The following is a 24,412-nucleotide window of genomic DNA, read 5'->3' on the forward strand; positions in this document are numbered from 1 at the left end:
CCACTCGTTTTTATATAGATTTCGTTGTTTGGTTGTTTAGTTTCACTTGATTGGTTTTATTCCGGGTTACTAGCATTAAGAAGTAGCTCAATACTCCGAATAAACAAGAGATAATTAAAGCGTGTAAAAGTGCTACAAAGATATTTAAGTTGGTCAGCACAACTAATGCTCCGGTTGTAGCTTGAGAAAGTACAAGAATGGAGCAAATGACCCAGCCGATTTTTATTACAGGCTGGTGTTTGTATTTCTTGATGGCAAGGATTGTGACATAAACAATCCAGACGACAATTAGTCCTGCCGCAGCTCGGTGTCCCATTTGAATCCATTCATGCATTTGGGTGGGAATCCCCAGTCCGTTCCGTGTACAGCTTGGCCAACTTGGGCATGCTAAGCTTGCGCCAACATGTCTTACTAATGCTCCACTATATACCACCAGATAGCAGTAAACAATAATACCGATAATATGGAACGACATACGTCGGTCTACTATCAATGTTTCAGCATCAAACTTCTTATCTACTTCAAAAATGAGTAGTGTAAGAAGGAAGACGGAGGCAAATGAAATGAGTGAAATCCCAAAGTGAAGTGCCAGAACTGCAGAAGATTGTCCCCACATAACAGCAGCAGCTCCAATTAGAGCTTGTAAGATTAATACCAGAAAGGATAACAGTGCCAAAAATTTTGTCTCTCGTTTATGGCCAATTACTCTCCAAGCCCATACTGCAAGAGTCAGAACCATAAGAGCTGCTAATCCTGAAACTATACGGTGACTTAACTCAACAATAAGAGCGAAGTCGATATTACTTGGAATAAGTTCACCATGACAGAGAGGCCAAGATCTTCCGCACCCCATACCGGAACCGGTTTTTGTAACAAGTGCTCCCCCAATCAAAACAAATAGCATGACAATAGACGTGCAAACGGCGAACCATTTTAACAATTTATACACTAGATTCACCTTCTCAGAAAGAATTTGTATCTCCCTTATATTAAAAAAGAAACAGAAATGGTAAAATAATAAACGTCCTCCCAATACTACACAATCTTACGGTAATTGACAATATCCTCATATAGTTCTCGTTGAGGAAATTATTATCGTGAAAAAGGTTGAATAATGGGGTGGAGTTTGCTAGTAATATATAAGGGAAGTTTGTAATTAGCTGTTTCACACTTGTGAAAAGCTTCAACAAATCCTATTATATACCGTTTTATTACGCACGGGTTGCAATCTCTCTAGGTGACACAAATTAGTCATATTTTCTTCAAATATAATTCACAAAGTATTTAGCAAATATGATTTAATATACAGAGAGAATGTTGCCAAGCACTTGTTGCTCTTTACGTGCATAACCCGCATTAAAGTGCGGTAGTGAAAACGCATTCACATGCTCATTTGTTTTGCAAATGATTGCATTAAGGTTCAAAGGAGGAATATAAATGGCAAATTTGAGGACTTTGGACCAAGCGCCTGCTTCATTATCAGATGAACGTCCTCAAGATATGGAAGTTGCTCCTTCAAAATGGAAAGACTTCTTAGCGCTAATTAAAATTGGAATAGTGAACTCCAATTTCATCACAACGTTTACCGGTCTCTGGTTAGCTATATATTTTACCCAGACAGATGGTTTTATCGCTAATTTGGATATTGTCCTTTTAACTATGATAGGATCTTCACTGGTAGTTGCGGGTTCCTGTAGTTTAAACAACTATATTGACAGAGATATTGATCATCTCATGTCTAGAACGAAGAACCGTCCTACTGTAACCGGAAGAATGGATCCAAAAGGAGCGCTTTATCTTGGTTTGTTCCTTACAGCAGTAGGAACCATTATCCTAGCTTTTACAACGATTACAGCAGCTGTAATCGGACTTATCGGGGCTTTCACCTATGTGGTTTTATATACAATGTGGTCAAAAAGGAAAAATACGCTCAACACTGTAATAGGAAGTGTGTCAGGTGCGGTGCCGCCGCTTATCGGATGGGCTGCAGTTGACCCAGGACTTTCTTTGATTGCCTGGATATTATTTTTCATCATGTTTGTATGGCAAATACCACATTTCCTTGCCATCGCCATCCGAAGATGCGAGGAATACCGAAATGCAGGCATACCAATGCTTCCTGTTGTTCATGGTTTTGACATAACAAGAAGACAAATGCTTGTATGGGTTGCCTGTTTATTGCCGCTTCCTTTTTGGTTATTTGACCTCGGAGCGGGATTAATCATATTGGCGACACTGTTGAATTTAGGCTGGCTTGCTCTTAGTATTGCAGGTTTCAGGATGAAGGATGGAATGAAGTGGGCAACATTGATGTTTGTTTACTCATTAAATTATCTAACTATCTTATTTGTTTCCATGATCATCGTTACTATCTTTTAAGATCAAGGAATATATAAGAGAGCATGACAGCTATTGCTTATAAAGGGTAGCTGTCTGTTTTCACGCGAAACACCTCAAATTTTAAGGGTGAAATTACATAACCTGTGGTATAGTAAACAATGGGTGCGAAAATTGTCCTTTTGAGGTAAAAAGTGTATAGCTGATATGGTGAAAACCAGTTGGCTCTAAATCTTTGTGATTAGATTCTTTCTCTAAGCTTTGAAGGAATTTATCAATACATTCTACTTCACTCACTAAATATGAAAGAGGGGTTTGATTAGGCTATGAAGAAATGGCTACCTAATTGGCGTATAGTATCACTTTTCAGTGTAATGGCGCTATTCTTAGCAGGCTGTGGTAAACCGTTCTTATCTACACTTCAGCCAGTAGGTGAAGTGGCAGATATGCAAAAATCACTGATTTTGTTAAGCTCAGCAATTATGATTCTTGTAGTAGTTGTGGTTTCTATTATCTTCATTTACGTTGTGGTGAAATTCCGCCAGCGTAAGGGCGATAAAGAAATTATTCCAAAGCAAGTGGAAGGAAGCCACAAGCTTGAAATCACCTGGACTGTTATTCCGATTTTATTACTTTTAATCTTAGCAGTTCCAACTGTATCTTACACTTTCAACCTTGCGGATGTCCGCGAAATGGATAAGGAAGAGTCTGATGCACTAGTAGTAAACGTTACTGCACATTTGTACTGGTGGGAGTTCGAATACCCAGAGTATGGTGTTGTAACAAGTCAAGACTTATATGTACCTACAGATGAAAATGTTTACTTCAACTTGGAAGCAAGTCAAGTAAAACACTCATTCTGGATTCCTTCTGCGGGAGGAAAAATGGATACAAATACGGACAACGTAAACCGTTTCTGGTTGAACTTTGATTCAGAGCGTGTTGGCCAAGCAGAAAACTTATTCCACGGTAAATGTGCCGAGTTATGCGGACCTTCACATGCACTGATGGATTTCAAAGTGAAAACCATGCCTCGTGAAGATTTTGATCAATGGATTGAAAACATGCAAGGCAAAGAGCATGCAGCAGATACTGATCTTGCGCAAGCTGGTGAAGAAATCTTCAACCAAAGCTGTATCACATGTCACGCTGTTGGAGCAGATGCACAAGCTGACGCTGGGGTTGCACCTAACTTAACAAACTTCGGGGACCGCACTAAAATTGCTGGTATATTAGATCATACTCCAGAAAATCTGGAAAAATGGTTGAAAGATCCTGAAAAAGTTAAACCAGCTAACTTGATGACAGATACTTACGGTAACTTGGAACAAGAAGAGGTTGACGCTCTTGTTGAATACTTAATGTCATTAAAAGTGGACGAAGAATAGATTTCACAGAAAGGGAGGTTACATTGTGAGTACGTTAGCACAGAAAAAAGGCTTTGGCGCAACTGTATGGGACTATCTGACAACAGTAGACCATAAGAAAATTGCCATCCTTTACCTTATTGCCGGCGGTTTCTTCTTTATCGTCGGTGGCTTGGAAGCGATGTTCATTCGTATCCAGCTGGCTTTGCCTAATAATGATTTTTTAGCTGCAGGCCTTTATAATGAAATACTTACTATGCACGGAACAACAATGATTTTCCTGGCAGCCATGCCATTATTGTTTGCGTTTATGAACGCAGCTGTTCCATTACAAATCGGTGCACGTGATGTTGCATTCCCATTTATCAACGCACTAGGTTTTTGGTTGTTCTTCTTCGGAGGAGTATTCCTGAACATGAGTTGGTTCTTAGGTGGGGCACCTGATGCTGGATGGACTTCTTATGCATCGCTTTCACTAGCATCTGAAGGTCATGGTATTGACTTTTATGCGTTAGGGCTTCAAATATCGGGTATTGGTACACTAATTGGTGGTATTAACTTCCTAGTTACGATCATCAACATGCGTGCACCTGGTATGACATATATGCGTATGCCATTATTCACATGGTCTACGTTTGTAGCATCCGCATTAATCCTTTTTGCTTTCCCTCCATTAACTGTAGGGTTGGCGTTAATGATGTTCGACCGCCTTTTCGGAACAGCATTCTTTGATCCGAACCTCGGGGGTAACACGGTAATCTGGGAGCATTTATTCTGGATTTTCGGACATCCTGAAGTTTACATCTTAATCTTACCGGCATTCGGTATTTTCTCTGATGTATTCTCAACTTTCTCTAAGAAACGCTTGTTCGGATACTCTTCCATGGTATTTGCAACTGTTTTAATCGGATTCTTAGGATTCATGGTATGGGCTCACCATATGTTCACAACAGGTCTTGGACCGATCGCGAACGCAATCTTTGCGGTTGCAACAATGGCAATTGCCGTACCAACTGGTATTAAAATCTTTAACTGGATGTTCACGATGTGGGGCGGACAGTTACAAATCAATACTGCAATGCTTTGGTCTATTGCTTTTATTCCAAGTTTCGTACTTGGTGGGGTAACAGGGGTAATGTTAGCTTCTGCTGCGGCTGACTATCAATACCATGATTCTTATTTCGTAGTAGCCCACTTCCACTATGTAATCGTTGGTGGAGTAGTGTTTGGTCTATTCGCTGGACTTCACTACTGGTGGCCGAAGATTTTTGGTAAGATTTTAGATGAGACTTTAGGAAAGATAACTTTCTGGTTATTCTTCATTGGTTTCCATTTAACGTTCTTTATCCAACATTTCCTTGGACTTATGGGGATGCCACGTCGTGTATTCACATTCGGTAAGGATTTAGGATGGGAACTTGGGAACTTAATCAGTTCCATCGGTGCTATTTTCATGGCACTTGCAACTGTTGTATTGTTCATCAATATCATAAAGACTGCTTTAAGCAAGCAGACTGTTGCTGGCGATGCTTGGGGCTATGGCCGTACATTAGAATGGTCCATTCCTTCTCCACCACCAGAACACAACTTTACGCAAACACCACTTGTTCGTGGACTTGATCCTCTATGGGTTGAGAAGATGGAAGGTAAAAAAGGCATGACGCCTGCAGAACCAATCGGAGACATTCATATGCCAAACGGTTCCATTCTTCCGTTCATCATTTCATTAGGTCTATTCATTGCAGCATTTGGTGTTATGTATAGAGCAGATTACACATGGGGTCTTCCAGTGATGATCATTGGTCTATTAGTAACATTTGGTGCCATGTTCTTCCGTTCTATAATCGACGATCATGGATATCATATTCATAAAGAAGATCTTCTTGCTGAAGATGATGACAAGGGGGCGAAGCTATAATGCATACAGAAGAAAAATTCACAGCAGAAACTTTCCCAGCTTCGCCTGAAAAGGCGACCCTTGAAGGCAAAAACAAGTTTTTAGGCTTCTGGCTTTTCCTAGGTGGAGAGACTGTACTTTTTGCTTCATTGTTTGCAACATATTTAGCTCTAAGTGGACCTGATTCCATTGTTTCCGGTCCAAACCAAAAAGAATTATTTGATTTAGCACTAGTTTTTGCTGCAACAATGATTCTTTTAACGAGTTCTTTAACAAGTGTGTACGCAATGTACCACATGAAAAACTTTAACTTCAAAAAGATGCAATTGTGGATGGGTATCACATGGCTTCTAGGATTATCTTTCTTAATCTTAGAGATCTATGAGTTCAATCATTATATCCATTTAGGCCATACAATTACTAGTAGTGCATTTGGTTCTGCATTCTACGTATTAGTTGGTACTCACGGTGCCCACGTATTCTTCGGTTTACTTTGGATTGGAACTCTTTTAATCCGTAACATGAGACGTGGTTTGGATCTATACAATGCTCCAAAGTTCTATGTAGCTTCACTATACTGGCACTTTATCGACGTTGTATGGTTATTCATCTTTACTGTTGTATATTTAATGGGATTGGTGTGATGACTGATGGCAAATACTCAATCAAATACAGGTAACCCAAAAGTAGACTTAGAATTCCGTCGTAAAAAGAATAAGGAAGAGATGAAATACCAGGTTGTATCCTTCGTATTGATGATTTTCCTTACTCTTCTTGCATTCCTTGCAGTAGGAGCTGAGATGTCCAAGTACTTTATCGTACCTTTCATCATTTTGCTTGCTATTGTACAGTGTATCTTCCAACTATACTATTTCATGCATATGAACCATAAAGGGCATGAAACTCCAGCTTTATTCTTATATTCTGGATTGGCAGTTGGATTAATTACAATCTTGGCATTTACTACTATCATCTGGTGGTAAAAACCAAACAAAAAGGCAGCCCATAGAGGCTGTCTTTTTTGTTGCCCAGGGAAGGAACATTGTCTAATTCATGACACTTTCTGCTAATGTGGACTATCCTATTTGTATCACATTGAATGAGCTTGTGCTTGTATAGTATAATATGGTTATGCAAAGTGAGACTGATTAGAGTCTCGATAAAATTGAGGTGACAGCATAATGATCGGCAACTTGGATATGTTCGGATTCCAAGCTTTGTGGAGTCCATTTTTATTGATTTTCACTATTATTACCATAGTATTATATTTGTATATAACCGGAAAAGGGAGACACCGTTTCAAAGACTCTGAGGAAATATCGAATAAGCAGCGAACTCTCTTCCTTATCAGTATGATACTGTTTTACCTTGTAAAAGGATCACCAGTTGATTTGTTATCACATTTGATGTTAAGTGCGCATATGACTCAAATGGCGATATTATACTTGGTAATTCCGCCTATTTTACTTATGGGAATGCCTGCTTGGGTTCTTAGAAAAATTATTAATCTTCCAGTGGTAAAGCCGGTGTTCCGGTTCTTCTCAAAACCACTTATTGCATTATTCGTTTTTAACGTACTGTTCTCCCTTTACCATATTCCAGTCGTATTTGATACGATAAAGGTTGATATGGTGTATCATACCACTTATACAGCTGTTATGTTCTTAGGTGCGTTTATCATGTGGTGGCCGCTTGTTAATCCACTTCCTGAAGAACAACGACTATCAGGTATCAAGAAGATTGGCTACATCATGGCAGACGGAATGTTATTGACACCTGCTTGTGCTTTGATTATTTTCGCTGATCAGCCACTTTACTCTACCTATTCGGAGTTGACGGCATGGATGGCAGCACTTGCTTTGTGTGTACCGGCTGGAACATTAAGCGGTCTTGATCTTGGTGGACCAGAGTTGTTCAATGCTTTGCCATTAGTAGAAGATCAACAACTCGGCGGAGTCATCATGAAGATTATCCAAGAAATTATGTACGGCAGTATTTTAGCTTATGTTTTCTTTGGTTGGGCAAAACGCGAAAGAGAAAAGGACGAAATCGACCTAAACAAAGCCATGCATCCAAAAATGGTGGAGTAAAGGAAAAACAGCAACACTTTATTGTTGCTGTTTTTCTATGTAGCATTATTTACAATATAATGAACGTTTTATAATCATGTTGATTGAACGTTAAATGTTTTCTAAAATAAAGATTGAATAGAAGTACGAGAGGAGAACAAAATGGATCACTCAATCCCAATAATGCCTACAATAAGTACATTTTTTATTGTACTGAGCGCAATATTTGTCGCGATAGGCTGGTACTTAATAAGTAAACGGAAAATTGAAGCACATAAAAAAGCCATGTTTTTTGCAGCTATCTTCGCCATTATTTTCTTCGTTATCTATGCTTCAAGAACTATTTTTGTTGGCAATACGAGCTTCGGAGGACCTGATGATATAAAAGTTTATTATACAATCTTTTTACTCTTCCACATCACCCTTGCGACAGTTGGGGCTGTTATGGGAATCATCACCCTATGGACAGGCTACAAAAATAAGCTGGATAAGCATAGAAAGCTTGGCCCGATTACAAGCATCATCTGGTTTTCTACCGCCATTACAGGCGTTGCAGTTTATTTGCTTTTATATGTAATTTATCAAGGCGGCGAAACTACTTCTGTTTTCAAAGCAATATTAGGTTTATAAAAAACAAAAAAGGTGGTTGGACTATTGTCCAATCACCTTTTTTCGTGCTAAATTTTAAAGTTCATTTTAATAATTCCTGCTTCACGTGCAGAATTAAATGCAATCAATAATAAAGGTCCTACGATGAATCCTAGTATACCAAGGAGCTTTAAACCTAAATACATGGCAATCAAGGTTGCTAGTGGAGAAAGTCCGATATGACTACCCATTACTTTCGGTTCGACAGTCCTTCTAATGACGAGAAGCACGATCGCCAAAATGGACAATTGAGTTCCAAGTCCTATATCACCCGTGATAAAGTGAAATATTGCCCATGGGCCTAAGATAACAATAGATCCTATAATTGGAATGAAATCGATGACCCATATTATAAAAGCCATAATTAAAGCCACATCTGGTGCAATAAATAACAACCCAATCAAGCTGACGAAAAATATAATGACGCTGACCAGGAATTGTGCTTTAAAGAAACCGAATATTACATAAGATAATCTTGAGCTCATGAATTTGACCTTGGCTGCCGTTTCTTCTTTTAAGTGTGAATATAGACCTGCTTTTAGACGAGGCATATCAATTAAAAACAAGAATAGGGCAATCAGGTAGACAATAAAACTCACCAAATAATTTGGGATATTTGTGAAGATATTTTTTACATTTTGTATATTAAACAGGTCGGTTAAATATATTCTCAGATCATATAGAAATTTGTCTACTTGCAAGCTGATTTCAGTCACAAACTCTGGTGGAAGGTCCTCAGAAGCATTATTCATATCTGATTGGAAATCACGCCATACCCTATTGACTTCATTTATGTAAGAAGGGGCATTTTCGACCAAGTTGATGCCTTCTGTAATCACTTTCGTTGTTAGGAAGTATCCTAAAATCCCGATACTTGTCAGGAATAAAAGAAATACAATGAAAACAGAAAGGTTTCGTTTCAACTTTGCTCTCGCTTGTAAAAGCCTAACCAAAGGTTCAAGAAACAATGCAGTAATCAAAGCGATGATGATGGGAATCGATACCGGCAATATAAAAAATGCAATTACTGCTATTACAGCAATAATGATTAGTATAAAAAGTGTTCGAATACTAAACAGCGTTGACAATGGATGTCTCCTTTCTAATACCATACTCCTACATTAATTATAGTATGGATTTTATTGAAATAACAGTATGTAAGAAAATAAATATGTGAACTGTTTCTTTTTATACATTCTTTACATCGCAGAAGGGAAAAAGTAAACAAACGTTAAACAAGCACAGCTTTTGGCATAATGGCATAAAATAATAAAACCCCTCAGGAGAAAAGGAGGTATACATGATGTTGGTACTGAAGAAAGGACAGGAAGAGATGAGTAATATGCTCCTGCAAACGGTTATAGCCATCTGCATATCAGATATTGGTGATATTAAACTTCTTCCACCAAGGTCGGTGGGAAGATTGTATTCCATTTTAAATAGAGACGAAATAAATCGGGCACTGATTCACTATCATGATGAAAAAAATCTTAGCATCGACCTTTTTGTTGCCATCGTATACAACAAATGTATTCCACAAAAATGCAAGGAACTTCAACAATTAATAAAAAAAGAAATTGAAATCATTACCGGACAAACGGTATCGGCAGTTCACATTTATGTGGACGCAATTTGGAAAAAGTAAAAATCATAAGAAAAAGGTGAAGCTAGGCCTAAATGCCAGCGATTCACCTTCTAGAATGTTGCATTATTTTATAGCATCCATACGTTCTTTAGCTTGTTTTAATAAAGATGTCGAAGTGGATACGATATTTGATGGAAATGTTTCGCCTTCTCCATACTCCACGCCATGTGGATAGTAATGCTTCCCTAATAGCGGTGTCATTAAGTTAATGATAGCATGAGACCCGCCAACATCACCTTCTACAGCATAACCTTGTACACGAAGGTAGAAAATTCCTTCTTTTGTTTCAAATTTACGGTCATAGGTTACTCGCTCATAATCCCACTGACCAGCAAGGTCAAAACCTAAATCTTCCATAATGTCTGTCAAACGGGATAATTCCACTCTTTCATTTTCAAAACCTGTATTTTCAATTTTCATGTATGTACACTCCTTTTTCTATCTCTGTGAAACCAAATAAAGTATGCTCCCTGTTTATAATAGTACGAAAGCGGACAACTTTCAATAAAAGGTTCTCAATCTAGCCATAGTCCAGTTAAGTTTTTTAGAAAAATTCATGATTTTGTAGAAAATGGTGAACCTAAAGATGTAGAAGATGATACCTTTATCCTCTTCAAAATAGTTGACTGCTATGTATGAAATATAACGGAGGTAGAAATATGCAAACAGTGAGAGATGTTATGACAACGAATGTAGACTTTTGCACGCCATTGGATAATGTTTTTGAGGTGGCAACCAAAATGAAAGACCTAGATGTAGGAGCTATTCCTATTGTGGAAGACGGGGAGCTTTTAGGAATGATTACAGATAGGGATTTAGTTGTTAGAGGGATCGCAGAAAAACATCCAGGTTCTAATTCAGTTACGAATGTAATGAGCGATCATTTAATTACTATTGGTCCAGATACTTCTATAGCAGAGGCTTCTCATCTTATGGCAGAACATCAAATCCGAAGATTGCCTGTAGTGGAAAACGGACATCTGATTGGGATAGTATCCCTGGGTGATTTGGCAGTGAGGGATTTCTCTGATGATCAAGCTGGCGATGCGCTAAGTGATATTTCAGAAAAATAATTAGAAAGCATAACATACTGTTGATTTCCGTTCCAGGCGCTTCGCTTGCCTGCGGGCGGTCCGGAAGCCTCCTCGGGCATTCGCCCTGTGGGTCTTCCCTCTCCCTTCCTCCCGCGGGCGTCTGCGCGCCTTCCACTCCAATCAACAAGTTGACTGCATTCAACTAAGGGTTTATAAAATGCATCTAACCAAGTTATCTGAAAAAGCATTAAGGTTTCTTCCTAGTAGTTTCTAGCTGTGGATTGGAGCCAATGGTGAAGACTCCAGCGGGGGAGTAACGGTAGCTTGAGACCCCGCAACGAAGTGAGGAGGCTCAAGCACCGTCCCGCGGAAAGCGAGCCATTGGCGGAAAGGAACAGCGGCGATTTACCGACAACTAAAGTTCTCAAGATGACCGGGTGAATTTCGACCGGTCTTTTTAAATGTGAAAACAAAAGTATTCATTCTTCTTTTATAGGGTATAGATAGAATAAATCTACCAATGTCTACTAAAACATAAAAATGTGAATGAAAGTGAATCTAGTAAATATAATGATAGAAAAGGGAGGGGAAAAGAGAATGAGGGGTTTATTCTTCTTGCTATTTATTGCATTTTGTCTATATTTATTTGTAAATGTTGAACCACATGAATTGGAACAGCTCATTAAAGAGCCACCACTCACGGGCCAAATTGCTCCTGAGCAGAGACAATCAGAAGAAAAGGCCTTTGTGCAATCTGAAATACAAATGAATGAAGATATTGAGGGACTAGCATCTTTCATGGGGAAAGAATCACAAACCTTACTGGACAAGTTAGGAGAACCAGCGAGAAAGGATTTGTCTTCCTATGATTATGAATGGTGGATTTATAATGAGAATTTAGAAAATTATATGCAGTTTGGAGTGAATAAGGGAAAGGTCGTCACTATCTTTAGTACAGGCAGTCAAAGTAAAAACGAACTGTTTGAAATAGGGCAGTCTTACGAAGCTCTGAATAATAAATTTAAGTTTACGGATAGTTTAACAGTTTCACATGAAGAAGGCTCTTATCGTTTTCAGTTAAAGCAAGAAGAGTTAGAAACAAGACCCCTTATGAAAGTGGAAGATTTCTATGTGCAGTTATATTTCGATGATTTTGAACAAACACTTTCAAGTATTCGTTACATGGACAGCTCGACACTGATTAAGCAACGACCTTATGAACTTGTTTATAGAGGTCCTTTAGTGGAGCCGAAGGAACTGAGTGAGGAAGAATGGGCAAAGGTCGAAGAAGGGGATGCAAAACAGATCATCGATTTTACCAATATTATTAGACACCGTTTTGACCTTTCACCAGTAGAATGGGACGAAGATACAGCAGGCGTTGCATACTTACATAGTAAGGATATGAGAGAGGAAGACTATTTTTCTCATACATCGCCCACAAAAGGTACTTTGACGGATAGATTAACAGTTGGGGAAGTTCCATTTCGTTTAGCCGGTGAAAATATTGCGGCAAAATATGTGGACGGAGTTGCTGCGGTTGAAGGCTGGTTAAATAGCGAAGGACACCGGAATACGTTATTAAATCCAAGATTTACCCACCTTGGTGTAGGAGTGAAAGAAAAATATTACACGCAGAATTTTATTGAAACCTGGTAGAAATGCAAAAAGACAGTCATAGACTTCATGGCTGTCTTTTTATATTCATTGCATTGATTTCCCCTGCGAGAAATAGTTCCCCATCCCAGCTTCCAACAACCTGTAATATGTCACCTTTACTATATGAAGGAGGGGTACTTGCAGGAGTAAATGGTTGCTTATACACTACTGTTGTTATTTCCTTATAACTTTGTATGTAAAAAGTGGATTCTAGAATATACAATTGGTGATAAAACCGTTTTTTTTCTGTATGTAAGGAAAGAATAGTCCCTTCCACTCTAGCTTCAGAGGGTACCATGGAAACGTTCTTCCAACGTTCTTTCTGTTTTTTTGCCTCTTTTATGGTAATCCAATAAAAATAACCAATCAGAATAGGAATAACGATGGCAGTAACCATTCTATCCTTCCTTTCTAGATCCTTTTAGGAATTACAAAGAAACTGCCTGTAGCATGGGCAATCAGGACACCGTCACTACGATAGACTTTGCCTTCCATAACCAATAACTTCGATCCTTTATGAATCACAGAAGCCACACAAGTAAAATGATCTCCTACGCCTTTTGCAACGTAGTTTACCTTCATTTCAGTCGTAACTGCTGCTTTGTCATCAGGAATTAATTTGAAAGCAAGCGTTCCCATTGCAGAATCCAGCAATGTGGCAGTTAAACCACCATGTAAAATATCTAAGGAGTTCTGCAGCAACTCTGTATTTGGTATTGTCATGGTTAACGTATCAGGCTCTTGAAATTCACTGTTGATTTCCATAAGTGCTCCGATATGTGTGCCGTTCGAACCATTTCTTTTGCGTTCTAGGCTTTTTAAATATAAGGAAGCGACCTGTTGTTCCTCCTCAGTAGCATTTGTTAAAAAGTCACTCCATTGTTGCTTGATATCCATTACTCTGTCCTTCTTTCTCGAAAAGTCTACCTACATCTTAACAAGGCTAGGCAAGGAAGAAAAGAAAAATAGGCGAACGCTTTTACTTTTTCCAAATAAAATAAACTAGGCATATTAACGAGGAGAGGGGTGAGAGAATGGCAACTAATCAAAAACATCCTAGCATTGAAAAGTTCAAAGACTTTGTAAAAAGACATCCAAAGCTTTCTCAAGAAGTGAAAGCTAAGAAAAAGACCTGGCAGGAATTATTTGAGGAATGGTATTTGTTAGGGGAAGAGGACGAAAGTTGGAAAAGTTACCGCGATGAAGAGACACAAGAAGATTCAACAGAAAAAACAACCAAATCCACTGATGTTATTCCTCAACTGTTGCAATCTATAAAGAAGATGGATATGAACCAGATGCAATACCATCTGACAAATGTCAATTCTGCTATAGGGAATATTCAGCAGTTAATTTCACAGTTCATTCCGAATTCAACCAAAGGCAGTTCCCCGACTCAGGGTGTGAAAAATCCTTTTTCGTTTCGAAAAGACTAGGAATGGATGAGAATTATGAGAAAAGACATCTATGAATATATCCAAAAAAAGAAAACGTTAAAAAGCTACTTAAGAGAACAGCCAATATGGTATCGAACTTTGACTAGAAACCCGGAAAAACTTAACGACTTTGAGTTATCTTCCATGCACTATTATAAGCAGACTATCCCCCACAAAGTGGAGAAATTCCAAAACTCTGTCCAAATGGCTTCTATGATGGTTCATATGTTTCAGACGATGAAGAATATGGATTAAACTCCACATCAAGCGCACCGCTTTTTCAGCGTGCGTTTTTTTCTTATTCGAATAGAATAGATACTCCTTTCTCACACTATAGAAAAAGCTATGCCAGAAAGGAGCAAAAAAAATGAAGAAATCAATGATGATAATGATATGCCTTATAACACTTGCGCTTGGAGGATGTAAAGAAGATCAACAAAAGCCCAAAAGTGAAGATGTATCAGGAGAAGAGGTAGTGGAGGTACTTACCACAAATACAACGTCCGATAAAAAAGACATTTCTATGACGATCCATCATTCTGTGAAAGGTCAGGATATCTATCTAGAATGTATTATTACACCAAATTTTAAATTTAAAGAGAACAGAGACACTAAAAAACAAGGTGAAGGGCAGGTTGTGGTGTACTTAGACAATAAAAAGTGGGACAGCTTCGCAAAAGGTGCATTCATTCTTAAATCCGTACCAAAAGGTAAACATGACTTGACGGTCAAATTGTTACATAATGACTGGACCGAATACGGAATAGAACAGACAATCCAAGTAGAAATATAATCACCCTTTTGGGTATTATACATCTCTAGAAAAACATGGTATGATGGATTTGGAGGTGTATTCGATGATGATTGCTACTTTTGAGCATGTTCAAATGGTTGAAAAAGCGGAAGAATTAGCGAAAATGATCTGGCAGTCCGAACTTGCTGAAGATTATCATCGCTGTTTATATAATCTACAACATGACGAAGAAGCACAGGAGCTTATCCGTGCATTCGATTCTATAAAAGAAAAATATGAGGAAGTTCAACGATTCGGGAAGTATCACCCGGATTACCGTAAAGTAACCCTCGAAACTCGTGAGTTGAAACGTAAAGTGGATCTTCACGAAACCATTCACGCTTTTAAAGAAGCTGAAGATGCCATACAAAAAACACTTGATGAAATAAGTGTCATGATAGGGCAGGCTGTATCGACAAATGTAAAGGTTCCAACAGGAAACCCATTCTTCGATTCCATGTCAAGCTGCGGCGGCGGTTGCGGCTCAGGCGGCGGCTGTGGATGTAAAGCAAGCTAACCCCCCAAAAAGAAGCTGCAAAAACCGCAGCTTCTTTTTTAATGATTAAAAGGTAACGCTTGGAGTTACAGATACATAGCTGTTGATTGGAGCAAATGGCGTAGACTCCTGAGGGAGATAGCGCTAGGTGGAGACCCCGCAAGCTTGCCGAGGAGGCTCTCGTCAGCCCCTAGGAAAGCGAAGCCATTTTGCGGAAATCAACAGCGGCTTTAAAAAAACCAAATTATTTAACTCTTAACCGAATACAATCATCACACAGGTTGCCACAACAGAACATTTTTTCCTGAGGAACATAGAAGCGGTGTCTATAAACAAAAAGACAGTCTTGCCTTCGCACAAAATGCGTTTCCACCGTCACTTTTTTCTTATGCATCGCTACCTTCGAACAAACTCCAATAAAGGATCTGCCCTTTTCTTCCCAACCAGAAATATGTTCAGGATCAACCTCTACATATAGAAAAGGAATACCAGCTACATGTTTTCTGAAACAGCAAATGACTAAATCATTTTTATCTACTTCTTCTAAAAATACATTCCAAATCTGTTCCAGCTCCATGGAAAACGTCCTTTCTTTCTATTTAATGATCGAATATTCCCCAATTGGTGTGCTTAAAGTATGTCATAATATTTCCATTCATGCTAAACTATAATAAAAACGTGGATCAATCTTCTTAAAGGGGTAAATTATATGCTATCACAAAGACAAGGCATTGTAGTGTGGCTCCATTCATTAAAGCAGGCCAAATTGCTGAGGCGCTATGGAAATGTCATCTATATATCAAAAAAATTAAAATATGTCCTGTTCTACTGTAACAGTGAGGATACGGAAGTATTAGTGGAAAAGCTTAATAGACAATCTTATGTTAAAAAGGTGGAGGTTTCACATAAACCTTCCATAAAAACTCATTATGAAAACTCCAGGCCGGACAAAGCAAAAGAATATGACTATAAGATGGGCTTATAAAAAATGCAGTACAAACTTAAGTAATTAGGTTTCGTACTGCTTTTTTTATTATCCAAAATGTCCGACACTGATATGTTTCATGATTACCTTAAAGCGGGAATATAATGATTTAACCGCAATATCCCGATTAAATATTGAAAATAAAGCTCTTTCTCTGCAAAAACTTCAGTAGGTTTTACTTCGAATTGAATGATTTCCTTATCCAATTCTTTTGCAAGCTCCTGAAAAAGATCCGCGCGTTTATTTGGTTGGAACTGGTGGTTTGGAATCCCTTCCAAACTGATGTAAAGAGCTTGGAAATCACCAGGATTTGTTGGCTTCATTACAACAACAAAAGAGGATAATTTTCGTTCGTTTTTCACTGTATGGAGCATGATGAGATGCTGCAATCTATTTTTATTACTTCTTGCCAGCTCCATAAGTTCATATATATCAGAATAGCCTTCTCCGAGTTCTATGAATCGTTGTATCATTTTTTTCTCCTCTCAAACTGCTTTACTCAAACATACTTTACCATGTTCCATTTGAAAATTGAAGAGAATATAATGCTTGAAGGAGGTATGCCGATGCTTTGGTTCACCTTGATTCTTATATCAAGTTTGATCATTTTGTATATTCATGACCATTTTTACGGGAAGAATGTTTCCCCGTCCAATAAGGGTCTGCCTATCAAAGGGATACTGGTAACTGGGATTTTATACTATCTTGTTCAAGAAGGTCTCTTAACCAAGGAAGAAGAAAAAGAATTAGTAGGAAGCAGTCTTGAGGAAATAGAAGGTTATGTTTCAGAGAAGGGCATCTTGAACCAGGACGAATGGGGAGAACTATGTTTATACCATTGTGAGACACATGAGAATGTGCTTGATCTCGACATGCCAACATAATTATCAAACAAAAAAACCCTGCTCGGATGTCCGGGCAGGGTCCTTCCATCCCTTGAAACTAATCAAGGTTAAGAAGGCAAAGGGAGAGGAGAAACCGGAGGAAGAACTTATGGGGAAACGTAAGTCTTCTCCGCGGTTGGCAACAACATCACACGAAAGGATGTTGTTAACACTAAGTATGAACCAAAAGGTGTAATGCTATACACAATTGATAAAACTAAAATTGCGCCTGAGAAATACTTTTGAAATTCATGTCGAATATGATAGGATATTGTTGATTGGTAATTTCGAAACAAAGTATGGTGAGAAGATGAGAGTAGTTTCAGGGAAATGGAAAGGTAGACAATTGAAAGCGGTTCCGGGAATGAATACGAGACCGACGACAGATAAAGTGAAAGAGTCCGTGTTTAATATGATCGGGCCATATTTTGACGGAGGTTTGGCACTTGACCTGTTTGGCGGGAGCGGATCTCTCGGTATAGAGGCTTTAAGCCGCGGAGTGGACAAGGTGATTTTTGTCGACAAGGATGGAAAAGCCATCCAGACAATCAAGCAGAATATAGAAACCTTTCAATTAGGGGAACAGGTTGAAGTTTATCGAAACGATGCAGTCAGAGCATTAAACGCTTTAAAAAAACGTGAAATCAAATTTGACTTAATCTTATTAGATCCCCCTTATAAAAAGCATCATTTAGAAGAATTAATACATAAAATAAGTGAATTTGAACTTTTGGAAACAAGCGGGCTGATCATGGCCGAACATAGCAATGAAGTGGAACTGCCTGAAATAATGGGTACCTTTCAAAGAACAAGGAAGGAAGTCTATGGTTTGACGGTCATCTCCGTTTACCACCATAGCAGTGGAGAAAAAGGGGGAGAATGACGTGGCAAGTGTAGCAGTTTGTCCGGGAAGTTTTGATCCGGTCACTTTTGGGCATCTAGATATCATCAAAAGAGCTTCTAAAGTATTTGATAAGGTGTATGTTTGTGTATTGAACAACTCATCTAAGAAACCTTTATTTACCGTTGATGAGCGGGTTGATATGATCAAGCAGGTGACGAAAGAGTTTGGGAATGTAGAAGTAGAAGAATTCCATGGCTTGCTTATTGACTATGCACACAGCAAAAATGCCAGTTCCATAGTCAGAGGATTGCGTGCAGTTTCTGATTTTGAATATGAAATGCAAATCACCTCCATGAACAGGGTATTAGATGAAAGTATTGAAACATTGTTCATGATGACCAATAACCAATACTCATTCCTAAGCTCAAGCATTGTGAAAGAAGTTGCGAAATACAATGGATCCGTTTCAGAATTGGTTCCGCCGACAGTGGAAGAGGAACTGAAAAAGAAGTTTAATAATAAAGATTAAAGTGAAAGCTGTCATGAAAATTAGATTTAATTTTCATGACAGCTTTTTTGGTATGAAATAACTTATGCATGTTCATTTTTAACACTTCTTTTTATGAGGAGTAGTAGGTATATCCATAACATTGCAATCGTAAATATCGGGCCATATGTCTGAAATAAACCAAAGGCGGTTTCCCAAAAACCTTCAGGCAGAAAAGGTGAGAAAACGGGAAGATCTCCATTAGCTGTTTCAAATCCTTTTAACTTTTGATCCAACGGCTGCCATAGAATAAAAGTAATGACTGCTGCAAAGATACCATGCAGGATACGAGCTAGAAAAAAAGGTTTAAAGCGGATATCAGACTCCGCCAGAATGCTTGCAACCTGTGCTTGAACGGAAAATCCACTGAAAGCGAGGAAAAAGCTTGTCACGATAATCTGTTCCATTAGACTGACCCCTGTTACCTCACTTGTCAGTTTTCCGCCAAGCGTGATTTCAAACAGACCTGATATGAGGGGATAACTAAGATCTTTTGAAATATCGAATATTCCAAGTAAAACACTGATAAGGGCTGCAAGTATTGCTGTAACAGAAAATAAGGACAACATGCTGTTTAATACCGAAAAAAGGATTAAGAATCCGCCGACCATTAAAAGTGTCTGAACTGAGGACAAAACTGCATCCCCAAGCAGTTTGCCAATAGGCTTATTGTTTTTTAGGCGTGTTCTGTGCAACTCGGAAAAGGCTCTCCTGATAGATACTTTTTGAGGAGTTCTTGAAAGGTCTTCTTGACGCTTGGACACATAGTAAGGTCCATAAAACCGCATAATCAAACCAACACATATATTCCCTAAATAATGGGCCGCAGCAAGTATAATCCCGACTTTAGGATTGTGAAAAAAACCAACAGCTATAGCGCCAAAAATGAAAAGTGGATTTGAAGAATTGGTGAAGGAGACAAGGCGTTCGCCCTCAATTTGCGTAATCTGTTTTTCCTGACGCAGTCTCACTGTTAATTTTGCTCCAGAAGGATAACCCGATGCCATTCCCATTGCCCATACAAAACCTCCGACTCCAGGTACCCTGAAGAGTGGTCGCATAAATGGCTCTAAAATAACGCCGATAAAAGCCACTACCCCAAACCCGATCAGCAGCTCACTGATTATCAAAAAAGGCAAAAGAGAAGGGAATACAATATCCCACCACATATTAAGTCCTCTTACACTTGCTTGAAAAGACGCTTGAGGGTTAAGAATAAGAGATAGTGTAAGCAGGGAAATAATAATAGCAAAAATAACTGTCTTGACTTTCGAATAGTCCAACCGATTAACCCCCTTCATAAGTATAAAAACAAGTAATATATTCACAAAAGCAAATAATGAATTAGCTCTTCATTTCTTTTTTGTACAAGAATGAATGGGTTTTTGTTAGAATAATAATAATTACCCCTAGATTGGCAACCAGGTTTGTCCCGTCACCTTACCTTTCAATATACGTAAAAGGGACAGTGGAATAGAACCTAAATTGACCCAAGTCTTCACAGTTTGTTCACCAAGAAAAAGGAATAGCGTATGATAAATTAGAGGAATCAAAGGATAATGGTATAGGACTTGATAATTTGGTTGCTGTAAAGCTTTAGGTGGCTGTACACAGCTTGAGGTGATAACTTGAAGGAACCTATAGTAGGAATTGCATTGGGATCTGGTGGAGCACGCGGCTTTGCCCATCTTGGCGCCCTTAAAGTATTGCAAGAAGAGAATATAAGGGTGGATCTTATTGCCGGAAGCAGTATGGGGGCACTTGTAGGAAGCTTCTATGCAATGGGACATGATATGGATCGCCTTTATAAAATTGCCACTGCATTCAAACGAAAGTATTACTTGGACTTTACTGTTCCGAAAATGGGATTTGTAAGTGGAAACCGGGTGAAGGAACTTATCCGGATGTTCACTCAAAACAAAAACATTGAGGAATTAGACATCCCCCTTTCCATCGTTACGACAGATCTGGAAAAGGCGGAGAAAGTAGTTTTAACGAGCGGACCTATATCGGATGCCGTGAGGGCAAGTATTTCCATTCCTGGAATTTTTGTACCCGAAAAGGTAAATGGTCGTTTGCTTGTCGATGGAGGAGTGGTAGACCGTGTTCCTGCCAGCGTAGCAAAGGAAATGGGTGCGGATATCGTTATAGCAATAGACGTTTCGCAAGTCAAAACGAATGAACCGGTTGATTCGATTTTCGATGTCATTTTGCAAACAATTGATATAATGCAAAATGAGTTGGTCAAACGAAGTGAAACAGAGGCTGATGTCATGATTAGGCCTGCTGTTGCTCATTACAGTTCACGGGCATTTACCAACATTGAGGAAATTATCCGAATCGGTGAAGAAGCGACCAGACTGCAAATTCCCTATATTAAGAAGACGATAGAGGAGTGGAAGGAGAAACAGCAACATGAAAAGTAAATATTTTATGAGGTCCCTGTTAATTGGGATAGTGCTAGCAGTGGTCTTGAATTTTGTGACATTGCCTTATTATGTAACACGTCCTGGTGATGCACAGGAATTAAGACCACTTGTATCGGTAGAAGGCGGGGATGAAGACGAAGGAAGCTTTATGCTGACCACCGTTAAAATGGGGAAGGCCAACATTTTTACGTATGCTTTTGCAAAAGTAAGTGAATACCAAAATATCTTCCCTATCAACCAGATCCGTGCTGAGGATGAGACGGATGAAGAGTATAACTATCGTCAGTTACATATGATGGAAAGTTCCAAAGAAACAGCTATTAAAATCGCTTATGAGAAGGCTGGTAAAGAGGTCGAATTGATCTCCAAAGGAGTATATGTTTTTAGTGTAAAAAAAGGACTAGCAGCTGAAGGCAAGCTGGATATTGGGGACCGTATTACACATATTGATGGGAAAGAAACAGCGACCGCAGAGGAACTGATGGAAGTGGTCGGTGAAAAATCCATCGGGGACACAATAGAGCTTACTTTTGATCGCGACGAGGAAGAAAAAACAACTTCTATTACATTAGGAGAGCATCCTGAAGATCCAAACCGGGCGGGGCTAGGAATCAGTTTATTGACTGATTACGAAATTACGATGGATCCACCCATTACTATAAATTCTGCACAAATTGGAGGGCCATCAGCAGGTTTGATGTTCTCCTTGGAAATATATAACCAGCTTTTAGACGAAGACATTTCCAAGGGCTATGATATCGCAGGCACAGGAGCAATCAATGAAAAAGGAGAAGTCCTCCGAATTGGCGGAATCTCCCAAAAAATTGTTGCCGCCGATAACTCAGGCGTTGATATTTTCTTTGCACCAAATGAAAAAGGTGCAGAAGGCTCCAATTATCAAGAAGCCCTTGTAGCGGCTGAAGATATTAAAACGTCCATGAAGATTGTACCTGTAGATACATTTGAAGATGCCATTGAGTATTTGGAGCAGTTGGAAACTAAAAGTGAATAAAGGAAAAACGCCTTACCAGTAGTGGTGAGGCGTTTTATTATCAGGAGGAAATTAAGGTAAGGACGAAGTAGTAAAACTTCTTTGGATTACGAAATGTCACAATAACCCGTAAAAATGTCACAATAACAGTCGAAAAAGTCACAATAACTACGAAAATAGTTACAATCATCTCCTGAAAAATCACAATCCAGATATTTAAGGTACCTGAGGAAGAAGAACAAGCGAAAAACATTTATAAACTTCATGAAAACTACCAAAATATAAACTTTCCCAACAAAAAAACTCCCCAGATCATAAATAATCATGAAGGAGTTAAAACTTTTTCATCATATAACTTTCATCATCAGAAGGTGTTTTGTTTTTTCATCAAATGAACCTATATTCCAGTTCATCGTAACGTATAGGCGGTTTGGAGAACTCCTGCAACATCCAATCACTCCGTGCGGGCTCGCCAAACTTCATGGCATATGTGTTGGTTGCACGAATATCCATATCGAGCATCGCATTCTCCACACCAGAGACTTTAGAAAGTATAGGGATTTCTGTTTCTTTCTTAATTTGCTTCAAATAAGCCTGTCCACGCTTTGACATACCTAACAAACGAATATACTCACTTTGCTTAGAAGCGGAAACATCCAGCATGGTATCCTTCTTCGTGTTGGTTAGAAGATGTGTACACATCCGTTGCAGCCTTGTCCACGTATATCTTTTTGTTTTTAACTTGGTCATAAATTCATGGAAGGAGGAACTTTCTTTCATGGTTTGAATTAACCTGTGTTCGAGTCCTTCCTCGACTTCGTATATCTCTGAAAGCTCTGAGGGGGTGCTGCAGAGAATGCGATATTTAAGGAGGGTGAAATAATCCTCCCATTGATGAAAGCTGCCTACATGCTCTTTATAGTGGCCTAACAGATCATATGTAGGCCTTGGTACAAACCTTTGAACCTTTTCAATATTTCCGCTATGATCAAAAAGATGTTTTCTGATGCTTGTTGCACTCGCAATGGGTGAATCATTGAATTCAGGATCATGATAACCTGCACCCGTTCGTTCAATAGTGCAAGGTTGAATCGAACTATTTTGTTCTTGGATCGCTTTCACATAATGAAATCCAAGAATGTTATTCGGTTTGGTCAAATCCAAAACTTTTTCCGTCTTTTCAGTCAATCTTAAAAAAGCCAACGAAGAAGCTTTCGGAAAGCTGTATCCTTGTCCGATAAATTCCTGAACATACAAATCATAAGTATCTTGATGTTCGTTCATTAATCGAATCGTACGTTCAAAGTCCTGAATGTTTCCCTGTTCGCTTCCAAAACAGACATTATCGCATTTTAATCCAGACAAAATAGAGATCGAACCACTAGCAAAAACTTCTGCTTTCTGCGTAGCAAATGCGTACGGCAACTCCACTACAATGTCAATGCCGTTAGAAAGCGCCATTTTTGTGCGGGTCCACTTGGAAACCAGTGCTGGTTCTCCGCGTTGAAGGAATTGTCCGCTCATTACAGCAATAACAACTTCTGCACCTGTTAGTCTTTTTGATTCTGTTAAATGAAAAAGATGCCCATTATGAAAAGGGTTGTACTCCACAATTACACCTAAGGATTTCATCTCACACCCACTCCATCAATATTTCTTCCATCATTTATTTTCTTGGATACTTGTTCAATTTACGTTATTATGTCTATAATTATAGTGTAAAGAAAAAATATTGACAAATAAACTTGCGAAAGCTATAATTACTTTTGTTGCCTTGAGGTGAATATCTTGTTGAAATGGACATTATTCCAGTTAAATCAGTTACAACATAAAGGTTTAGAAATCGATGAAACAGTTGATGTAAGTGAAATTACGGCACATAGTGAAATTCGATCTGTCAAACCAGTTCACGTAACTGGAAGAGCTGATTTAAGTTCAAAAAAAGCTACGTTTCATCTAACTGTGGAAGGTAGTATGGTTTTACCATGTTCACGTACGTTGGTTGATGTGGACTATCCTTTTACGATAAAAACAACTGAAACTTATCTTTTTCAGCCTGACGAGTATGAAACGGACGAAGAAGAGTTGCATACGGTCGAAGGAGACGTTATCGATTTAATTCCAATTATTCGAGAAGCGATTATCTTAGAAGTGCCGATGCAAGTGTTCAGTGACTCTCCCAATAAGGAAGAGGCAGCTCCCCAATCCGGTAAAGACTGGGGCGTCATTTCAGAAAAGGAAACACAGGAAAAAGTGGATCCAAGACTTGCAGGACTGGCTAAGTTTTTTGAGAAAGACAAAGAGTAGACATTACATGATGTAGTAGATGCTCATTTTTTAAGGAGGTGGGA

The 24,412-nt window shown here is 38.8% G+C and carries 30 protein-coding genes; 21 read left to right on the forward strand and 9 right to left on the reverse strand.

The window, feature by feature from the left end; translation table 11 throughout:
* Positions 1-10: 10 nt before the first annotated feature.
* Positions 11-949, reverse strand: a complete 939-nt coding sequence (locus K7887_RS08915; protein WP_223493213.1) for a COX15/CtaA family protein — start codon at positions 947-949, stop codon at positions 11-13.
* 488 nt (positions 950-1,437) lie between these two features.
* On the opposite strand from K7887_RS08915, the gene cyoE reads away from it, so the two are divergent.
* The 7 genes from cyoE to K7887_RS08950 all read left to right on the forward strand — a co-directional run bounded on the left by cyoE (position 1,438) and on the right by K7887_RS08950 (position 8,300).
* The gene (cyoE, locus tag K7887_RS08920) at positions 1,438-2,379 is read left to right on the forward strand and encodes a heme o synthase (protein WP_317849245.1); all 942 of its coding nucleotides are present in this window, start codon (positions 1,438-1,440) and stop codon (positions 2,377-2,379) included.
* 284 nt (positions 2,380-2,663) lie between these two features.
* Positions 2,664-3,725, forward strand: a complete 1,062-nt coding sequence (gene coxB, locus K7887_RS08925; RefSeq protein ID WP_223493214.1) for a cytochrome c oxidase subunit II — start codon at positions 2,664-2,666, stop codon at positions 3,723-3,725.
* A 25-nt stretch (positions 3,726-3,750) separates the two neighbouring features.
* Entirely contained in the window at positions 3,751-5,622 is a 1,872-nt protein-coding gene (ctaD, locus tag K7887_RS08930; RefSeq protein ID WP_223493215.1) for a cytochrome c oxidase subunit I, read from the forward strand.
* On the forward strand, positions 5,622-6,245 hold the full coding sequence (locus K7887_RS08935; RefSeq protein WP_168864018.1) for a cytochrome (ubi)quinol oxidase subunit III: 624 nt from the start codon (positions 5,622-5,624) through the stop codon (positions 6,243-6,245). The genes ctaD and K7887_RS08935 overlap by 1 nt, the downstream gene beginning before the upstream one ends.
* A 6-nt stretch (positions 6,246-6,251) precedes the next feature.
* On the forward strand, positions 6,252-6,584 hold the full coding sequence (ctaF, locus tag K7887_RS08940; RefSeq protein ID WP_223493216.1) for a cytochrome c oxidase subunit IVB: 333 nt from the start codon (positions 6,252-6,254) through the stop codon (positions 6,582-6,584).
* Positions 6,585-6,782: 198 nt separating this feature from the next.
* On the forward strand, positions 6,783-7,691 hold the full coding sequence (gene ctaG / locus K7887_RS08945) for a cytochrome c oxidase assembly factor CtaG (RefSeq protein ID WP_223493217.1): 909 nt from the start codon (positions 6,783-6,785) through the stop codon (positions 7,689-7,691).
* A gap of 141 nt (positions 7,692-7,832) precedes the next feature.
* Positions 7,833-8,300, forward strand: a complete 468-nt coding sequence (locus K7887_RS08950; RefSeq protein ID WP_223493218.1) for a DUF420 domain-containing protein — start codon at positions 7,833-7,835, stop codon at positions 8,298-8,300.
* 47 nt (positions 8,301-8,347) lie between these two features.
* Here K7887_RS08950 and ytvI read toward each other — a convergent pair whose 3' ends face one another.
* Positions 8,348-9,406, reverse strand: coding sequence for a sporulation integral membrane protein YtvI (gene ytvI, locus K7887_RS08955; RefSeq protein ID WP_223493219.1), 1,059 nt, complete (start codon positions 9,404-9,406; stop codon positions 8,348-8,350).
* A 212-nt stretch (positions 9,407-9,618) separates the two neighbouring features.
* Here ytvI and K7887_RS08960 point away from each other — a divergent pair, with 212 nt between their 5' ends.
* A complete protein-coding gene (locus K7887_RS08960) occupies positions 9,619-9,963 on the forward strand; it encodes an Asp23/Gls24 family envelope stress response protein (protein WP_223493220.1) in 345 nt (114 codons plus the stop codon).
* Between the two features lie 63 nt (positions 9,964-10,026).
* On the opposite strand, the gene K7887_RS08965 is transcribed toward K7887_RS08960, so the two are convergent.
* Positions 10,027-10,383, reverse strand: a complete 357-nt coding sequence (locus tag K7887_RS08965) for a YugN family protein (protein WP_223493221.1) — start codon at positions 10,381-10,383, stop codon at positions 10,027-10,029.
* 239 nt (positions 10,384-10,622) lie between these two features.
* Here K7887_RS08965 and K7887_RS08970 point away from each other — a divergent pair, with 239 nt between their 5' ends.
* Both K7887_RS08970 and K7887_RS08975 read left to right on the forward strand, forming a co-directional pair.
* Complete coding sequence (locus tag K7887_RS08970) at positions 10,623-11,036, forward strand: CBS domain-containing protein (protein ID WP_223493222.1); 414 nt, start codon at positions 10,623-10,625, stop codon at positions 11,034-11,036.
* Positions 11,037-11,594: 558 nt separating this feature from the next.
* On the forward strand, positions 11,595-12,656 hold the full coding sequence (locus tag K7887_RS08975; protein ID WP_223493223.1) for a CAP domain-containing protein: 1,062 nt from the start codon (positions 11,595-11,597) through the stop codon (positions 12,654-12,656).
* Positions 12,657-12,681: 25 nt separating this feature from the next.
* Here the strand turns inward: K7887_RS08975 and K7887_RS08980 are convergent, their stop codons facing one another.
* Together K7887_RS08980 and K7887_RS08985 are read right to left on the reverse strand one after the other, a co-directional pair.
* The gene (locus K7887_RS08980) at positions 12,682-13,053 is read right to left on the reverse strand and encodes a hypothetical protein (RefSeq protein WP_223493224.1); all 372 of its coding nucleotides are present in this window, start codon (positions 13,051-13,053) and stop codon (positions 12,682-12,684) included.
* Positions 13,054-13,067: 14 nt separating this feature from the next.
* Positions 13,068-13,553, reverse strand: coding sequence for a PaaI family thioesterase (locus tag K7887_RS08985; RefSeq protein ID WP_223493225.1), 486 nt, complete (start codon positions 13,551-13,553; stop codon positions 13,068-13,070).
* A 137-nt stretch (positions 13,554-13,690) separates the two neighbouring features.
* Between K7887_RS08985 and K7887_RS08990 the strand changes: the two genes are divergently transcribed.
* From K7887_RS08990 to K7887_RS09005, 4 genes are all read left to right on the forward strand, one after another.
* Entirely contained in the window at positions 13,691-14,092 is a 402-nt protein-coding gene (locus K7887_RS08990; RefSeq protein ID WP_223493226.1) for a YlbD family protein, read from the forward strand.
* 15 nt (positions 14,093-14,107) lie between these two features.
* On the forward strand, positions 14,108-14,347 hold the full coding sequence (locus K7887_RS08995) for a YlbE-like family protein (protein WP_223493227.1): 240 nt from the start codon (positions 14,108-14,110) through the stop codon (positions 14,345-14,347).
* Positions 14,348-14,459: 112 nt separating this feature from the next.
* The gene (locus tag K7887_RS09000; RefSeq protein ID WP_223493228.1) at positions 14,460-14,885 is read left to right on the forward strand and encodes a hypothetical protein; all 426 of its coding nucleotides are present in this window, start codon (positions 14,460-14,462) and stop codon (positions 14,883-14,885) included.
* A gap of 67 nt (positions 14,886-14,952) precedes the next feature.
* The gene (locus tag K7887_RS09005) at positions 14,953-15,402 is read left to right on the forward strand and encodes a YlbF/YmcA family competence regulator (protein ID WP_223493614.1); all 450 of its coding nucleotides are present in this window, start codon (positions 14,953-14,955) and stop codon (positions 15,400-15,402) included.
* A 223-nt stretch (positions 15,403-15,625) separates the two neighbouring features.
* Here the strand turns inward: K7887_RS09005 and K7887_RS09010 are convergent, their stop codons facing one another.
* Complete coding sequence (locus K7887_RS09010; RefSeq protein ID WP_223493229.1) at positions 15,626-15,958, reverse strand: hypothetical protein; 333 nt, start codon at positions 15,956-15,958, stop codon at positions 15,626-15,628.
* Positions 15,959-16,090: 132 nt separating this feature from the next.
* Here K7887_RS09010 and K7887_RS09015 point away from each other — a divergent pair, with 132 nt between their 5' ends.
* A complete protein-coding gene (locus K7887_RS09015; protein WP_010193017.1) occupies positions 16,091-16,366 on the forward strand; it encodes a YlbG family protein in 276 nt (91 codons plus the stop codon).
* An 83-nt stretch (positions 16,367-16,449) separates the two neighbouring features.
* Here K7887_RS09015 and K7887_RS09020 read toward each other — a convergent pair whose 3' ends face one another.
* Entirely contained in the window at positions 16,450-16,839 is a 390-nt protein-coding gene (locus tag K7887_RS09020) for a DUF7147 family protein (protein WP_223493230.1), read from the reverse strand.
* A 93-nt stretch (positions 16,840-16,932) separates the two neighbouring features.
* Between K7887_RS09020 and K7887_RS09025 the strand changes: the two genes are divergently transcribed.
* From K7887_RS09025 to coaD, 3 genes are all read left to right on the forward strand, one after another.
* Entirely contained in the window at positions 16,933-17,250 is a 318-nt protein-coding gene (locus K7887_RS09025; protein ID WP_223493231.1) for a hypothetical protein, read from the forward strand.
* Positions 17,251-17,560: 310 nt separating this feature from the next.
* Positions 17,561-18,133 (forward strand): 16S rRNA (guanine(966)-N(2))-methyltransferase RsmD, encoded by a 573-nt coding sequence (gene rsmD, locus K7887_RS09030; protein WP_223493232.1) that lies wholly within the window; start codon positions 17,561-17,563, stop codon positions 18,131-18,133.
* Between the two features lies 1 nt (position 18,134).
* Positions 18,135-18,623 (forward strand): pantetheine-phosphate adenylyltransferase, encoded by a 489-nt coding sequence (gene coaD / locus K7887_RS09035; RefSeq protein ID WP_223493233.1) that lies wholly within the window; start codon positions 18,135-18,137, stop codon positions 18,621-18,623.
* Between the two features lie 62 nt (positions 18,624-18,685).
* On the opposite strand, the gene ylbJ is transcribed toward coaD, so the two are convergent.
* On the reverse strand, positions 18,686-19,942 hold the full coding sequence (gene ylbJ / locus K7887_RS09040) for a sporulation integral membrane protein YlbJ (protein WP_399209510.1): 1,257 nt from the start codon (positions 19,940-19,942) through the stop codon (positions 18,686-18,688).
* 327 nt (positions 19,943-20,269) lie between these two features.
* Here ylbJ and K7887_RS09045 point away from each other — a divergent pair, with 327 nt between their 5' ends.
* Together K7887_RS09045 and K7887_RS09050 are read left to right on the forward strand one after the other, a co-directional pair.
* A complete protein-coding gene (locus K7887_RS09045; protein ID WP_223493235.1) occupies positions 20,270-21,067 on the forward strand; it encodes a patatin-like phospholipase family protein in 798 nt (265 codons plus the stop codon).
* Entirely contained in the window at positions 21,057-22,082 is a 1,026-nt protein-coding gene (locus K7887_RS09050) for a SepM family pheromone-processing serine protease (protein WP_223493236.1), read from the forward strand. Before K7887_RS09045 ends, K7887_RS09050 begins: the two co-directional genes overlap by 11 nt.
* A gap of 366 nt (positions 22,083-22,448) precedes the next feature.
* Here the strand turns inward: K7887_RS09050 and K7887_RS09055 are convergent, their stop codons facing one another.
* The gene (locus tag K7887_RS09055) at positions 22,449-23,693 is read right to left on the reverse strand and encodes a nucleotidyltransferase (protein WP_223493237.1); all 1,245 of its coding nucleotides are present in this window, start codon (positions 23,691-23,693) and stop codon (positions 22,449-22,451) included.
* 159 nt (positions 23,694-23,852) lie between these two features.
* Here K7887_RS09055 and K7887_RS09060 point away from each other — a divergent pair, with 159 nt between their 5' ends.
* Positions 23,853-24,368 carry a YceD family protein gene (locus K7887_RS09060; protein ID WP_223493238.1) on the forward strand — a complete coding sequence of 172 codons (516 nt, stop codon included), beginning with the start codon at positions 23,853-23,855 and terminating at the stop codon, positions 24,366-24,368.
* Positions 24,369-24,412 lie beyond the last annotated feature (44 nt).

The sequence above is a fragment of the Sutcliffiella horikoshii genome (assembly GCF_019931755.1).
Classification (GTDB): Bacteria; Bacillota; Bacilli; order Bacillales; family Bacillaceae_I; genus Sutcliffiella_A; species Sutcliffiella_A horikoshii_E.